The following is a 14,423-nucleotide window of genomic DNA, read 5'->3' on the forward strand; positions in this document are numbered from 1 at the left end:
GCCGAGACCGTGCCCGGGAGCGCACTCCGGAGCCGGGTGAGGTGGGCGGCGTGGCCGACTCGACCCGCGCCTCCCGGGGTCCGCGTCAGCGGCCGGTCGAGGCGCGCAGCGTGTCGGACGGGCGCTCGCCGAACCGCGCCGCGTAGGCCGCGGCGAAACGGCCGTGGTGGGTGAAGCCCCACCGGGCCGAGACGGCGGTGACGTTCGCCCCGCCCGGTGCCGCCGCCACGAGGTCGTCACGCACCCGCTCGAGCCGCAACCGGCGCAGGTAGGCCGTCGGCGTCGTGTCGAGCGATCGCCGGAACCCTTCTTGCAGGCTGCGGACGCTCGTGGCGGTCGCCGCGGCGAGGTCGGCGACGCTCCAGTCGCGGGCGGGGTCGTCGCGCAACAGGTCGACGGCTTGCGAGACCGCCCCGGCGCCCGCCGCCGGCACGGGGGCCCGCAGCGCCTCGGAGTGGTTGTGTCCCTGCGAGAAGAGCAGGGCCTGCACGAGCGACCGCTCGAGGTGCCGCACGGCCAGCGGGTGCTGCAGCACCCCGTCCACGTGCCGGGACGCCTCGTCCACGACCCGCACCGCCTGCAGCACGAGCTGCCCGCCCGCCGTCAGGTCGAGCGCGGGGTCGAACTCGACGGGAGCCAGCGAGGTCGACTCGAGCAGGCTCTCGATCTCCCGCTGCACCTCGGCGCGGGGGATCATCAGGGCGATCTGCGCGAAGCCGTCCCCGCAGTCGAGGTCGACCGGTCGACCCGGCATGAAGACGGCGGCCGACCGCCGCGTCGCGTCGACCCGGCGCCCGCCGGCGGCGCGCAGGACGGCCCGACCGGCCGTCGGGATGTCGACGTGGTAGTTGTCGGGCTCGGACGTCCGGATGCGGACGGCCCGGTCGAACCGCATGTAGCCCAGGGTCACCCGGCCCGTGCTCACGGCGTTCAACTCGAGGCCGAGTCGGCCCGAGGCGCTCGCGGTCGGGAACTCCACCGGCAGGAAGGCCTCGCCCAGCACCCGCCGCGCGTCGTCGACGCCGCGGCACGTCGCCACGCGATGTGCCGCGAACACCTCCGGGTCGTCCTCGCTCATGGGCCGACACTACCGAGCGCCGGGGCCGTCGCTCGACGCTCGCCGTGCGGATCGGACGGGACGCCGCGCGGATCGGACGGGACGCCGCGCCGGGCGGATGGCGGCGGACGCCGGGCGCTGCCACCGTGGAGGTCCGCCGATGCTCACCATCTCGGCGACGAACGGTGGCCCCACCCGTCGGGGGGAGGGGCCACCGTTTTCTCGTGGGCGGGCAGGCGCGGGCGAGCGGGCGCGGGCGGCGTCCCGGGGTGCCGACCCGCGCCTCCTCGTCCCCGGGTCAGGCCGGGGTCGCGGCGCCGACGCGCGTCGCGAGCACGTCGCGCACGGTCGTCCAGCGGGCGGGTGCGTAGCGGGCGCCGTCGACGTGCCGCAGCTGCGCGTCACCGCTGAACATGTTGACGAAGTACTGCATGCCCTGCCAGGCGGGGAAGGTGCCGTCGTCCTTCGAGGTGCGGCGCATGACGGCCGCCATCGCCGCGAGGGTGCCGGTCGTGCCCGCCCACTGTGGCTTGAACGGGGTGCCGGTGAGCTCGCTCATCGTGCGGGCGACCTGGCGGGCCGTCACCCGGTCGCCGGCGACCTCGACCACGCGCGGCGCCTCGGGGTCGAGGGCGACCCGGGCGACGACGTGGGCGACGTCGTCCTTGGTCGTGAAGTCGAGCACCTGGTCGGCCGACGACCAGAACAGCACGCGCTTCCGGTCGAAGAGCACCATCGGCGCGTCCCCGGTCAGCAGGTCGGTGAACATGCCGTTCAGCACCGACGTCGCCCGGATCGGTGCCGCGTCGAGGAACGCCGCGAACTCGCGCCGCAGCTCGAAGTTGCGGTTGCTGCCCGGCGGGATGCTGCGGTAGTCGGCCGAGTAGTCCGACGGCACGAACCGCGGCACGCCCGCCGCGACCGCCGCCGTCAGCAGCGCCCGCTGCGCGTCGACGATCACCGGACGGACGCCGCTCACGGCCGACACGACGACGTCGGCCCCGCGCGCGGCCTCGGTCAGGGCCGGCACGTCAGCGTAGGAGGCGCGGGTCACCTCGACCCGGTCGTCGTCGGCGAACAGCGTGGTGGCGCCGGTGCTGCCGGGGCGGGTCAGGACGCGCAGGCGCACGTCGTCGGGGGCGTCGCGGCGGGACAGCAGGTCGCGGGCGATGCGCTGCCCGAGATCGCCGGTCGCGCCGGCGAGGAGGACGGTGGTGGTCATGGGAGGGGCTCGTTCCGTCGGGGGTCGGAGGCCAGTCTGCGCGTTCTGCGGTGCGGCGGTGCGGGTGCGGCGGGGATGCGGGTGCGGGTGCGGCGGCGCGTCGGGGCTGGGGGGTGCGGGTGCGGGTGCGGCGGCGCGGCGGGGTGCGGCGGGGCTGGCGGGTGCGGGCGCTAGGGGTGCGGGTGCGGGTGCAGCGGGTGCGGGTGCGGCGAGTGCGGGTCGCACGACACCATGAAGTGGACACCGCACCATGGCAAGGGCTGGTGCCGTGTCCACTTCGTAGTGCTGCGGCGGTCTCGCCGGGCGGGGCGGCGGGGCGCGGCGGGCCCGGGCCTCGCTAGGGTCGGGGGATGGGAACCGCCGGTGTCGTCCTGCTCGTCGTCGGAGCCGTGCTCTTCGTGGCCGGGTTCGCCCTGGCCCTCCGCCTGCGCCGGCAGGGTGGAGCACCCGTCATGAGCGGCCGCTGGCTCGGCGTCGTCGCCCTCAGCAGCATCGGTGCGGCCGTCGTGGTGGTGAGCGTCACCTTGAGCTGGTCCTAGAGCGTCGGCACGACGACCGTCCCGACGACGAACGTCGCCCCGAGCGTGAGGGTCGACAGCACGACGACGATCCAGGCGTCCCGCCGCTTCTTCGCGACGTCGGGGGCCGTGGCGCCCGCGTGCCCGCTGCCCCGCCGGGTGCCGACCAGCACCACGATCGACCACACGAGGAACGCCACCGAGAGGGCACCGACGCTGCTGAGCACACGCCCAGTGTGCCGGACGTCACGACGGTGCGGGCCGAGGAGGCGTCCGGTCCGTCGGGCACGCGACCCGCGCCTCCCGGGCCGACGGGCTCTCGGGTTCAGGGGCCGACGGGCTCACAGGCTGACTGACCGACGCGCCGACCGGGCCGACGGGCCGACGCGCCGCCGGGCCGACCGGCCGACGGGCACCGGCCGACCGGCTAGGCGTCGTCGAGGGCGTCGAACGCGTCGCGGGCACGGGTGACCTCGGGCAGGCTCGCGGCCGACCAGCGGTAGAGGTCGTCGACGAACGCCTGCACCGAGTGGGCGAGCGGGGTCAGGTGGTACTCGACCGCGACCGGGCGGGTGCCGAGCACCCGCCGCTCGACCATGCCGTTGCGTTCGAGCCGACGCAGCGTCGTCGTCAGGGACTTCGCCGTCACCTCGGGCACGGCTCGACGGAGGTCGTTGAAACGGCGCGGGGACTCGCAGAGCTCGTCGACGACCTGGAGCGACCACCGGTCGAGCACCTGCCCCAACAGCTCGCGGTGCTCGGGCGTGATCACGGCGGAGGAGGTGTCGTGCATGCCACCTAGTCTCGTTGAGGTGCCCTGCGTCCGACCCGTAGACAGGTCGTCGAGGTCGCCAGGGCGGCGGCCGCGAGAGGACACCGTGACCACCCAGCTCAGCAGCCCCGAGGGCATGCTCGCCCCCGTCCCGTACCACCACGTCTCGGTCGCGACCGGGTCGCGTCACGTCGAGGTGGCGGGACAGGTCGGACACCACGACGACGGCCTGCCGACCGACCTCGCCGGGCAGGTGTCGCAGGCCCTGCGCAACACGGCACGCGGACTGGCGGCGGCCGGCGCGACCTTCGCGGACGTCACGCGGCTGCGGTTCTTCGTCGTCGGCTGGACGGTCGACCGGATGGACGACTTCACGGCCGGGGTCGACGCCGTCGCCGCCGAGCTCGGACTGCCGCAGCCGATGCCCCCGGCGTCGCTGATCGGCGTCGAGATCCTCTTCGAGCCGGGCGTGCTGGTCGAGGTCGAGGCGTCCGCGGTCGTGGACTGAGGAGGCGCGGGTGGGTGACCAGCGCCTCCTCGCGTCCGGCCTCGGCGCCGCCACCCCGCGAAGGGGTGGCGTGGTGCCCACTTCGTGGCGTCGTGTGCCCGGGCACGCCCCGAGGGGAGCACGATGGCGGGGACCCGCGGCGCGCGCGGGCGATCGGAGACGACCCCATGAGCACCACCGACCCCGACGACTTCGTCACCCGTGCCGCACGCCGGGCCCGCGAGCTGATCGACACCGCCGACGTCCTGCCGCCCGACGCCCGGGGCGCCCTGCGCGACCTCGCCGACCGGGCCGAGACGGCGGTGCGCGACGTGACCGACCGCGCCGGCTCGTCCGCGCACGACCTGGTCGACCGGGCCGAGGACCTCGCCGACCGCGCCGAACGGACCGTGCGCGACGCCGCCGAGACCGTCGCCACCGCCGCCCGTGAGGCCACCGACGACGCCCACCGCCGCTACCGCCACCGCACCCGCGTCACGAACGCCGTGGGGGCCGCCGTCATCTCGGGGCTCGTCGTCGCGCTCGTGGCGAGCCGCCGCCGCGAGTGAGCGGCGGCGGGGACGCCTGCCCGCGTCACTCCGCCACGAACTAAACACGCCGCCACGTTCAAACGTGGCGGCGTGTTTACATCGTGGCGGCGTGCGGCCTAGCCCCGCACCTGCACCCGCCGCCGCACCCGCACCCGCCGCACCCGCACCCGGCTCAGCCGACCGGCGTCCAGACCGACCCGGCCCCGGACGACCGCTCGACCGCGTCCAGCACCCGCTGCACCTGCAGCCCCTCGGCGAACGACGGCGTCGGCTGCCGCCCCTCGGCCAGGGCCGCCACGAGGTCGCTCAGCTGGTGGGTGAACGCGTGCTCCCAGCCGAGGCCGTGACCCGCCGGCCACCACGCCCCGACGTAGGGGTGCTCGGGCTCGGTCACCAGCACGCGGCGGAAGCCCGAGTCCGGGCCGTCGACCTCGAGCAGCTCTAGTTCGTTCGGACGCTCGAGGTCGAACGCCACGGCTCCGCGCGAGCCAGAGACCTCGAGCCGGAAGGCGTTCTTCCGGCCGGTCGCGAACCGGGACGCCTCGACCGACGCGATCGCGCCTCCGTCCATCCGGGCCGTGAACCAGGCGGCGTCGTCGACGGTCACGGTGCCGCGCTCCGAGCCCGCGACGCCGCCGAGGCCCGAAGTCGCCACCGACTCGTCGACCAGCGGCCGCTCGGTCACGAACGTGTGCAGCGTGCCCGACACCTCGGTCACGACGAGGCCGGTCACGAACTGCGCCGCGTCGACCGCGTGCGCCCCGATGTCGCCCAGCGCACCCGACCCCGCGACCGACTTGTCGAGCCGCCAGGTCATCGGGTCGTCGGCGTCGACCAGCCAGTCCTGCAGGTACTGCGCCCTCACCTGGCGCACCTCGCCGAGGCGCCCCGACCGCACGACGTCGCGCGCGAGCGTCACCGCCGGCACCCGACGGTACGAGAAGCCGACCATCGCGAAGACGCCGCGCTCGGCGGCGCTCGCCGCAGCCTCGGCCATGCGCTCGGCCTCGGCCACCGTGTTGGCGAGCGGCTTCTCGCAGAGCACGTGCTTGCCGGCCTCGAGCGCCGCCACCGCGATCTCGACGTGCGTCGACCCGGGCGAGCAGATGTCGACCACGTCGACGTCGGGGTCGTCGAGCACGTCACGCCAGTCGGCGGCGGTCGACCGCCAGCCCCACCGGGAGGCGGCGGCCCGGGTGGCGGCCACGTCGCGGCCGACCAGGGTCGCCATCACCGGGGCGAGCGGCAGGTCGACGAAGGCCGGGGCGACCCGCAGGGCCTGCGAGTGCGCCGCACCCATGAAACCGTGTCCGACGAGGGCGAACCGCAGCTCGCCCCCTCCGGTCACCGCGCCTCCTGCAGGTCGACGCCGTCTGCCGCCGAGGAGGCGCGGGCCGGCTCGCCGGCGTCGCCACCGTCCCCCGCCGGGTCGCCCTGCAGGGCACCCCGCACGGACCGCCACGACTCGAGGCGTGCGCGCACCTCGGGGTCGCGCTCGGCCGCGACGGCCTCGCGGTGCGCCGCCTCGAGCACCTCGTCGACCATCACGCGCTGGCCGCTGCGCGTCGAGGCGATCGCCGCCTCGACCATCACCAGGCTCATCACGTTGCCGTGGACCTCGCCGTCGGGCCGCTCGCCCGACCGCAGCGCCCGCGTGAACGCGGCCAGCGACCCGGCGATCTCGACGCCGACGGTGGGCTGCGCCTCGGCGACCCCGGGCGTGCCGTCGAGGTCGCTCGTGGGCTCGTCGTCGCCCGACCACAGGGCCGTGCCGCCCGAACCCGAGACGCGCCAGGCGCCGTTCCACGAGGTCTCGGCCCCGGGGCTGCACCAGGACCCGTCGTAGCGGTAGCGGACGCCGCCCTCGAACTCGACCACGACGCTCGCGGCCGCGTCGCCGCGGTACCAGGACCACGACGGGTTCCACGAGTCGCACCAGACCGAGACGGGGTCGCGGCCGATCAGGTACCGCGCCGAGTCGAAGGCGTGGATCGCCATGTCGAGCAGCAGCACGTCGTCCATCTGCTCGCGGAACCCGCCGAAGTGCGGCGCCCGCGCGAACGAGGTCGACACCATGCCGACGTCGCCGAGCAGCCCGGCGTGGGCCCGCAGCGCGACGAGCTGGTCGTTGTACCGCCGTGACTGCGACACCATGAACAGTTCGCCCGTCACCTCGGTCGCCGCCGTCAGCGACAGGGCCTCGGCGACCGTCTGGGCGGCCGGCTTCTCACCGAGCACGGGCAGGCCGAGGCGCAGCGCCTGCATCGTGACGGGGTGGTGCGCGACCGGCACGGTCACGTCGAGCACGGCGTCCGGGGAGGTGCGTTCGGCCAGCCGGGCCAGGTCGCGGTCGACGGGCAGGTCGGGCAGGCCCGCCGCGACGGCTCCGGCCCGGGCGGCGTCGAGGTCGAGGTCGACGATGCCGACCAGTTCGACGTCGGCCGACCCGGCCACGGTGCGCAACCAGGCGCGGCCCATCTCGCCGGCGCCGACCTGGATCACGCGCACCGCGCCTCCTGCGTTCTCGAGCCTGCGGAAGCCGCCGGGCGTCGCGGCACCCGCGGGGCCGACGTCGGCGCTCACGCCTCGACCGGTTCGTCGATCGGGCCCGAGTAGTCCTTGCCGTCGAAGTACTCGCCGAGGTCGTAGCGCAGCAGGGTGGGCGTCGCGCGCTCGCGCTCGGGGCGGGCCCACTCGGCGCCGTTCGAGATCACGCGGCGGACGTCGGGGTGGAAGTACACCGGGAAGTCCTGGTCGCCGGGCGAGAAGAAGAAGATCTTGCCGAAGCCGCGACGGTAGGTCATGCCGCTGCGGAACACCTCGCCGCCGGTGAAGCCCGAGATGAAGATCAGCTCGTCGGGTGTCGGCACGTCGAAGTACTCGCCGTACATCTCTTGTTCGGGGATGACGATCGGGTTCGGCACGCCACGCGTGATCGGGTGCTGCGGGTTGACCGTCCAGACGAGCTCCTGGTCGTGCTCGCTGCGCCAGCGCAGGGTGCAGGTCGTGCCCATCAGCTTGGTGAAGATCTTCGACCAGTGGCCCGAGTGCAGCACGACGAGGCCCATGCCGGCGAGCACGTGACGGTGCACCCGCTCGACGACCTCGTCGTCGACGTCGGCGTGGGCGGCGTGGCCCCACCAGGTCAGCACGTCGGTCTGCTCGAGCACGCTCTCGGTGAGACCGTGCTCCGGCTGGTCCATGGTGGCGGTGCGGACGACGGCGTCGGGCAGGTTCTCGGCGATGCCGGCCGCGATCGCGCCGTGCATGCCGTCGGGGTACCGGTCGGCGACGTGCTGCTCGACCTTCTCGTGGACGTTCTCGCCCCAGACGGTGACGCGCAACGGTGTGGTGGTCATGGTGGTCCTCTCGTGTGTCATTTGACCGCTCCGCCGGTGGCACCGGCGGCGATGAACTTCTGTGCCGCGAGCAGCAGCACGATGGCCGGCAGCGAGGCCAGCACCGCGGCGGCCATCACGGTCGACCAGTCGGCGGTGTAGGTGCCGATGTACTGGTAGATGCCCAGCGTGATCGGCCGGATGTCGGTCGTGGTGGTCAGGGTCAGCGCCATCAGGAAGTCGCTCCAGGTGAACAGGAACGTGAAGAGCCCGGCCGTGATCATGGCGTTGCGGCTGATCGGCAGCACGATGCTGCGGAAGGCCCGGAAGTTGCCGGCGCCGTCGACCTTCGCCGCCTCGACGATCGAGGTGGGGATGTTCAGCATGAACGCCCGCATGATCAAGATGGCGAACGGCACCCCGGCGGTCGAGTCGGCCAGGATCAGCCCGGGGATCGAGTTCAGCAGGCCGAGGTCGTTGTACGCCGCGTACAGCGCGTTCGCGACGACGATGCCCGGGATCATCTGCGAGATCAGGATGGCGAACAGCACCGCCCCGACGCCCCTCACCTTGAACTGCGCCAGGGCGTAGGAGGCGGGGGTCGCGATCACGAGGCTGAGCACGACGCTGCCGAGTGCGATCACGAGGCTCGTGACCAGGTTGCGGCCCTGGTCGGCGAGGGCCTGGGCGTACCCGCCGAACTGCGCCTGGAACGGGAACCAGTCGGCCTCGATCGCCGAGCCCGCGGGCTGCAGCGAGATGTTCACCATCCAGTAGACGGGGAACAGCATGACGGCGAGCAGCAGCACGCCGACCGCGGTCAGCAGGTACTTCTTCGGGCCATCGGCCCGGGGACGACGCGACCGGGCGCCGCGGGCCACGGCCCGGGTGCTCGGCACGCGCAGGGCGGTCTCACTCATCGACGGCCTTCCGGTTGAGTCGCAGGTACACGACGGCGAACACGGCCGAGATGACGATCAGCACGTTGCTGAGCGCGGCACCCGAGCCGAAGTCGAACTGCTGGAACGACAGGGAGTAGGACTGCGTCGCGACGGTCTGCGTCGCGTTCGCGGGCCCGCCGTTGGTCAACCCGAGGATGATGTCGAGCACCTTGATCGTGTAGACGACGCCGAGCACCAGCACGACGCTGACCACCGGTCGCAGCAACGGCCAGGTCACGTGGCGGAACCCCTTGAAGCCGGTGGCGCCGTCGAGCGACGCCGCCTCGTAGAGCTCGGTCGGGATGTCCTGCAGCCCGCCGTAGAGGATCGTCGTGTTGAACGGGATGCCGATCCACACGTTGACGAGCACGACGGTCAGCAGCGCGACGCTCGGGCTGGTCAGCCAGGGCACGGCGGGGACGCCGAACGACCCGAGGAACTGGTTGAGCACGCCGGAGTCCTGGTCGAGGATCCACTTCCAGACCGCGCTCGACACGATCAGCGGCAGCAGCCAGGGCAGCAGCAGCAACGAGCGCAGCACGCCGTTCAGCGGGAACGCCCGGCGGAAGAACAGGGCGAACAGCAGGCCGATGACGAACTGGCCGACGATCGAGCCGATCGTGAACAGCGCCGTGTTGAGTAGGGCGGTGCCGAACAGCTGCGAGCCGAGCACCTTCGCGTAGTTCGCGAACCCGACGAAGGGGGCCTCGCCCGTGTAGAACGTCGTCGTCGTGTACGCCTGGAAGCTCATGACGAGGTTCTTGACCACGGGGTAGCCGAAGAACAGCACCAGGAAGACGGCGGCCGGCACCACGAAGAGCAGCTGCGAGACGCGCTCCCAGGTCAGGATGCGGCGCCGGGGGGAGCGGGGCCCGGCCCGGCCGGGCCGCCGACGCGACGCCGGGGCGTCGTCGTCGGCGGCCCGCCGGGGGGCGAGCGGGGTGGCGGTGGTCATGTCACTCGCTCGCCTGGGCGTCGTCGAGTGCCTTCTCGGGCGAGGCCTGGCCGGTGAGGGCCGCCTGGATCGCGGTGTAGATCGCCGTCGCGGCGGTCGGCCACTCGGCCCCGAGCTCGGCCGTGCGCGAGCGGGCGCTGGCGACGAGCGTCACGAAGGCCTGCTGGTCGGGCTGCTGCTCGGCGTACGTGTCGGCGACCGAGGTCTTCGACGGGATGGTGTTGCGCTGCTCGGCCATCGCCAGCTGGTTCTCGTCGGAGTTCATGCAGGCCACGACCTTCGCGGCGACGGCCTGACGAGCCGCGTCGCCGGTCTGCGGCACGGTCCACACCTCGCCGCCGAGCGGGGCGACGGCCGTGTCGGAGGCGTCCTTCACGGGGATGGTCACGACGCCGTAGTCGGCGCCGGCGGCGTCGAGGGCGGGCAGCTGCCACGGGCCGTTCACCATCATCGCGGTCTTGCCGGCGATGAACTGGTCGTTGACGTCGGCCTGGGTCCAGTTCAGGACGCTCTTCGACATCGAGCCGTCGGCGACCAGGTCGGTCCAGAGCTGCAGGGCCTCGGCGGTCTCGGGCGTCGCGATGTCCTTCTCGTCGCCGCCGTTCGACCACATGAACGGCAAGAACTGCCAGGACGCCTCGTAGGTGGCGTTGGCGTCGACCGCCATGCCGTAGCGGTCACCCGAGGTGAGCGCCTTCGCGGCGCTCTCGAGCTCGTCCCACGTCGTGGGCGGCTCGATGCCCGCGTCGGCCAGCACGCTCTTGTCGTAGAACAGCGCGATCGTGTTGACGGTCGGGGCCAGCCCGTACAGCTCGCCGTCGTAGGTGCCCGACTGGACGACGCCCTCGGCGTACCCGTCGGCGTCGAGGCCGAAGTCGGACAGGGGCGCGAGGGCGCCGGTCTCGGCGATCTGGGCCAGGTCGGGGTTGTCGAGCATGAGCACGTCGGGCAGGGTGCGCGACGACGCCTGCTGCAGCACGCGCTGGATCAGCGAGCCGCCGGGCACCATCGTGCGCTCGATCTCGACGCCGTTCTCGGTGCCGCACTCGTCGAGGAACGACGTGATGACCTTCTCGTCGTTCTCGCCGTAGTAGTCGACGACGGTCAGCTTCGTGACCTCGCCGCCGGAGTTCGACCCCCCGCCGCCGCCGGTGCACCCGGCGAGGACGAGGGGGACGACGGCGACCAGGGCGGTCGCGGTCAGGGACCTTCTGCGGATCGATGCAGGCTTCATTGCTCAGCTCTCTCTTGGCGACTGGTGGGCGGCTCACGACGTCGGCCACCCGGGCCTGGCCCGAGAGGCGGAGTGCGGCGTCGCGGCTCCGTTGCCGAGAAAGTAGCAGTTAACCGCTTAGCTTGTAAAGCGCTTAACTGGAGTCGTCGGGGACGGTGGCGGCCGGGGCGACCCACGCCGCGCCTCCTCGTCAGGGCGGTCGGGCGCGGTGGCCGTGCCGCCTCGCCGGGGCGGGTCCGGGCGGTCGGGCGCGGTGGCCGCACCGCACTAGCCTGAGCGGCAGGGAAGGGAGGGCGCCGTGGCGACCATGCGAGAGGTGGCCGCGCGGGCCGGGGTGTCGATCGCGACGGTGTCGTTCGTCGTCAACGGTTCGAGGAGCGTCTCGCCCACCACCCACCGGCGGGTCACCGACGCGATGGCCGAGCTGGGCTACACGAACAACGTCGTCGCCCGGGCCCTCGCCAGCAAGCGCACCCGCATCGTCGCGCTGCTCTTCCCCGCCCTCGAGGAGCGCCTCGGCGGCATCGCCCTGCGGATGTTCATGAGCGCCGCCACCCGGGCCTCCGAGCTGGGCTACCACCTCGTGCTCTGGCCGAGCGGCGAGACCGACCAGGACGTCCGCGACCTCGTCTCGGGGCGCCTCGTCGACGGCGTGCTCGTGATGGAGGTGCAGCTGCACGACAGCCGCGTCGAGGCCCTGCTCGAGCTCGGCCTGCCCTTCGTGGCGATGGGACGCACCTCGCAGAACGACCGCGTGCCCTTCGTCGACATGGACTTCGAGGAGGCGGTGGAACAGGCGCTCGACCACCTCGAGTCCCTGGGGCACCGGAGCGTCGGCCTCGTGCTCGAGGACTTCTCGTCGAGCCCGATCGTCGGGTACGGCCCGGCGGCCCGCACCGAGGAGGCCTTCCGACGCTCGACGGCACGGCGGGGCCTGCGGTCGACGCTGGTCACGTGCGGGCCCTCGGCCGCCGGTGGACGCCGGGCGGCACACGACCTGGTCGCGGAGCTGCCCGACGTCACCGGCGTGCTGATCATGAAGGACGACGCCGCCGGCGGCCTGCTCAGCGGACTGGCCGCGACCGGACGCCGCGTGCCGGACGACGTGTCGGTCGTCTCGCTGGCCTCGTCGACCGCGAACGGAGCCGCGACCGAACCCACCCTCACGACGCTCGACGCCCCGGGGGTCGAGATGGGGCGGCTCGCGGTCGAGTCGCTCGTCGCCCGGCTGGACGCCGGGGCGGGTGCTGGGGGCGCGGCGGGCGCGGGGGGTGCGGCGGGCGCGGGGGGTGCCGGGGGTGCGGCGGGTGCGGCGGGTGCGGCGGGCGCCGGGGGTGCGGCGGGTGCGGCGGGTGCGGCGGGCGCCGGGGGTGCGGGCGCCGGCGAGCTGACGCAGGTGCTGCTGCCGTGCGTGCTGCACGTGGCGGGGTCGAGCGGGCCGGCGCCCGGGGTGGGCGCGCGCGGGTAGCGGGACGGCTGACGCGTGCGGTGGCCCGGCCGTGCCCGGCCAGGACGCCCACCGCGCCAGGAGATGGGCACGACGCAAGGACTAGACCTGGCGCTGTGTCCATCCCGTGGTGTGGTGCGTGGGGCGGGTGCTTCGCCGCCACGAAGTGAACATCCCGCCACGCGAAAGGGTGGCGAGATGTTTACTTCGTGGCGGGCTGGCGGGCTGGCGGGCTGGCGGGCTGGCGGGCTGGCGGGCTGGCGGGCTGGCGGGGACGGGGTGTCGTACGGTGGGGACATGGCGACGAGGCAGGCCGGGTACCGGCGCGCGGGGTGGCGTGTGTACCGCCGCGAGGTGGGACAGTTCGTTGGACCCCGGCGCCGTGTCGTGGTGGCGCTCGTCGCGCTGACGGCGGGCTGGCTCGGCGCGGTCGGGGCCGACGCTCTCTTCCGGGGACGGGGCGACTTCCGCTGGGACGGAGCCACGCGCGTGGTCGGTGACCTCGGGTTCGGCTGCGTGGTCGTCGGGGCCGCCTTCGTCGTGATGTTCGCGGTGTGGTGGCGGCGGGACCGTCGGCACCTGCCCCCGGTCCCGTGGCGAGACGACCGGCTCGTCGTCGACCACACGCAGCCCGGGGCGCCCGAGCTGAGCGCGCAGCTGGCACCGCGCCTCCTGGCCTCGGCGGCGAAGCAGTGCTTCGACGCGGTCGGCTCGCTCACCATGCTGCTCGCCTCGTTCGGGGCGGCGATCGTCGGGGCCCTGATCCTGGTGGGCGTGACGGTCGTCTCGGGGGTCCCCGCCCTGTCGTTCGCCGGGTTGCTCATCGGCTCCTTGTCGCTGCCCGCGATGTCGGTGCGGTCGTTCGACGTCCTGGGGCGGGCGGCGGCGGCAGCCGACCTGGCCTCGCAGCACCCGGCGGTCGCCGCCCGCTGACGCGACGCCACCCGCTGACGTGACCCCGCCACGAAGTAAACATCCCGCCACCCGAAAGGGTGGCGGGATGTTTACTTCGTGGCGGGCTGGTGGGCTGAGGGGCTGGCGGGCTGGCGGGCAGGCCGGCCGGACCGCAGGAGGCGCGGGGCGCGTCCGACCCGCACCGCGCCTCCAGGGCTCAGCGAGATCAGGGCGACCGCGTCCCGGCCGGCGCCAGGTGCTCGGCGAAGAAGGCCTCGATGCGCCCCCACGCGTCGGCCGCGTCGACCGGGCTCGGCCCGGCGCCCATCACGCGCAGCAGCGGCCTGAGCGGGGCCGGGCCCGGCAGGGTCTCGTCGAGGAACGAGTGGCCGGCTTCCGGGTACTCCTTGACGTCGTGCGGCACGCGGGCCCGCTCGAGCCCGGCCTCGAGCCGTGCCGCGGCGCCCTTGAGCGACCTGTCCCGTCCGCCGAAGCTGGCGACGATCGGGCACGCGTCGACCAGGACGGCGTCGAGCTCCTTCGGCAGCTGGCCGTAGTTCACCGACGACGCCGCGAACCCGCGGGACGCCGTCATCAGCGCGAAGCCGCCACCCATGCAGAACCCGATCACGCCCGTGCCGCCGGTGACGTCGGCCCGGCCCGCGACGAAGCGGCGGGCGGACTCGATGTCGTCGAACGCCCTACCCGACCCCGACGTCAGCGCCCGGAACGTCGCGACGAGACACTTCCTGGCACCACCCGCCGTGAAGAGGTCGGGCATGAGCACGACGTACCCGGCCGACGCCAGCCGGACGACCTGCGTCCGCATCTCGTCGGTCAGCCCGAACGCCTCGTGCACCATGACGACGGCGGGCCACGGTCCGGCCCCGTCGGGCACGGCCAGGACCCCCGTCAGCCCGCGGGTCGCGGTCGGGATCTCGGTGGGGATGACGACGTCGGTCGTCGTGACCTCGAGGGGAGCGGCCATCTTGTCGACCTCCGGTGGG

At 73.8% G+C, this 14,423-nt stretch carries 16 protein-coding genes; 5 read left to right on the top strand and 11 right to left on the bottom strand.

Annotated features, from left to right (window positions below; all coding sequences use genetic code 11):
• Positions 1 to 85: 85 nt before the first annotated feature.
• Complete coding sequence (locus AC3CCI_RS07385; protein ID WP_488628577.1) at positions 86 to 1,078, bottom strand: AraC family transcriptional regulator; 993 nt, start codon at positions 1,076 to 1,078, stop codon at positions 86 to 88.
• Positions 1,079 to 1,355: 277 nt separating this feature from the next.
• On the bottom strand, positions 1,356 to 2,279 hold the full coding sequence (locus AC3CCI_RS07390; RefSeq protein WP_488628578.1) for an NmrA family NAD(P)-binding protein: 924 nt from the start codon (positions 2,277 to 2,279) through the stop codon (positions 1,356 to 1,358).
• Positions 2,280 to 2,629: 350 nt separating this feature from the next.
• Here AC3CCI_RS07390 and AC3CCI_RS07395 point away from each other — a divergent pair, with 350 nt between their 5' ends.
• The gene (locus AC3CCI_RS07395; protein WP_488628579.1) at positions 2,630 to 2,818 is read left to right on the top strand and encodes a hypothetical protein; all 189 of its coding nucleotides are present in this window, start codon (positions 2,630 to 2,632) and stop codon (positions 2,816 to 2,818) included.
• On the opposite strand, the gene AC3CCI_RS07400 is transcribed toward AC3CCI_RS07395, so the two are convergent.
• Positions 2,815 to 3,024: a hypothetical protein gene (locus AC3CCI_RS07400; protein ID WP_488628580.1), complete on the bottom strand. Its 210-nt coding sequence runs from the start codon at positions 3,022 to 3,024 to the stop codon at positions 2,815 to 2,817. The two genes, AC3CCI_RS07395 and AC3CCI_RS07400, sit on opposite strands and share 4 nt — an antisense overlap.
• A gap of 200 nt (positions 3,025 to 3,224) precedes the next feature.
• On the bottom strand, positions 3,225 to 3,590 hold the full coding sequence (locus AC3CCI_RS07405) for a winged helix-turn-helix transcriptional regulator (protein WP_488628581.1): 366 nt from the start codon (positions 3,588 to 3,590) through the stop codon (positions 3,225 to 3,227).
• Positions 3,591 to 3,675: 85 nt separating this feature from the next.
• Here AC3CCI_RS07405 and AC3CCI_RS07410 point away from each other — a divergent pair, with 85 nt between their 5' ends.
• Together AC3CCI_RS07410 and AC3CCI_RS07415 are read left to right on the top strand one after the other, a co-directional pair.
• Positions 3,676 to 4,077: a RidA family protein gene (locus tag AC3CCI_RS07410; RefSeq protein WP_354593929.1), complete on the top strand. Its 402-nt coding sequence runs from the start codon at positions 3,676 to 3,678 to the stop codon at positions 4,075 to 4,077.
• Positions 4,078 to 4,244: 167 nt separating this feature from the next.
• The gene (locus AC3CCI_RS07415) at positions 4,245 to 4,625 is read left to right on the top strand and encodes a hypothetical protein (RefSeq protein WP_354593928.1); all 381 of its coding nucleotides are present in this window, start codon (positions 4,245 to 4,247) and stop codon (positions 4,623 to 4,625) included.
• A gap of 154 nt (positions 4,626 to 4,779) precedes the next feature.
• Here the strand turns inward: AC3CCI_RS07415 and AC3CCI_RS07420 are convergent, their stop codons facing one another.
• From AC3CCI_RS07420 to AC3CCI_RS07445, 6 genes are all read right to left on the bottom strand, one after another.
• Positions 4,780 to 5,955: a Gfo/Idh/MocA family protein gene (locus AC3CCI_RS07420; protein ID WP_488628582.1), complete on the bottom strand. Its 1,176-nt coding sequence runs from the start codon at positions 5,953 to 5,955 to the stop codon at positions 4,780 to 4,782.
• Positions 5,952 to 7,085, bottom strand: coding sequence for a Gfo/Idh/MocA family protein (locus AC3CCI_RS07425; RefSeq protein ID WP_488628670.1), 1,134 nt, complete (start codon positions 7,083 to 7,085; stop codon positions 5,952 to 5,954). The genes AC3CCI_RS07420 and AC3CCI_RS07425 overlap by 4 nt, the downstream gene beginning before the upstream one ends.
• A gap of 101 nt (positions 7,086 to 7,186) precedes the next feature.
• Positions 7,187 to 7,966, bottom strand: coding sequence for a ThuA domain-containing protein (locus AC3CCI_RS07430; protein WP_194595893.1), 780 nt, complete (start codon positions 7,964 to 7,966; stop codon positions 7,187 to 7,189).
• 17 nt (positions 7,967 to 7,983) lie between these two features.
• Entirely contained in the window at positions 7,984 to 8,865 is an 882-nt protein-coding gene (locus AC3CCI_RS07435) for a carbohydrate ABC transporter permease (RefSeq protein WP_488628583.1), read from the bottom strand.
• On the bottom strand, positions 8,858 to 9,841 hold the full coding sequence (locus AC3CCI_RS07440; RefSeq protein ID WP_354593924.1) for a carbohydrate ABC transporter permease: 984 nt from the start codon (positions 9,839 to 9,841) through the stop codon (positions 8,858 to 8,860). The genes AC3CCI_RS07435 and AC3CCI_RS07440 overlap by 8 nt, the downstream gene beginning before the upstream one ends.
• A 1-nt stretch (position 9,842) precedes the next feature.
• Positions 9,843 to 11,075, bottom strand: coding sequence for a sugar ABC transporter substrate-binding protein (locus tag AC3CCI_RS07445; RefSeq protein ID WP_354593923.1), 1,233 nt, complete (start codon positions 11,073 to 11,075; stop codon positions 9,843 to 9,845).
• A 307-nt stretch (positions 11,076 to 11,382) separates the two neighbouring features.
• Between AC3CCI_RS07445 and AC3CCI_RS07450 the strand changes: the two genes are divergently transcribed.
• Both AC3CCI_RS07450 and AC3CCI_RS07455 read left to right on the top strand, forming a co-directional pair.
• Positions 11,383 to 12,543: a LacI family DNA-binding transcriptional regulator gene (locus AC3CCI_RS07450; RefSeq protein ID WP_488628671.1), complete on the top strand. Its 1,161-nt coding sequence runs from the start codon at positions 11,383 to 11,385 to the stop codon at positions 12,541 to 12,543.
• Positions 12,544 to 12,819: 276 nt separating this feature from the next.
• A complete protein-coding gene (locus tag AC3CCI_RS07455) occupies positions 12,820 to 13,455 on the top strand; it encodes a hypothetical protein (RefSeq protein WP_488628584.1) in 636 nt (211 codons plus the stop codon).
• Positions 13,456 to 13,642: 187 nt separating this feature from the next.
• Here AC3CCI_RS07455 and AC3CCI_RS07460 read toward each other — a convergent pair whose 3' ends face one another.
• The gene (locus AC3CCI_RS07460) at positions 13,643 to 14,404 is read right to left on the bottom strand and encodes a dienelactone hydrolase family protein (RefSeq protein WP_488628585.1); all 762 of its coding nucleotides are present in this window, start codon (positions 14,402 to 14,404) and stop codon (positions 13,643 to 13,645) included.
• Positions 14,405 to 14,423: the final 19 nt, after the last annotated feature.

This window comes from Frigoribacterium sp. CF331, assembly GCF_057787905.1.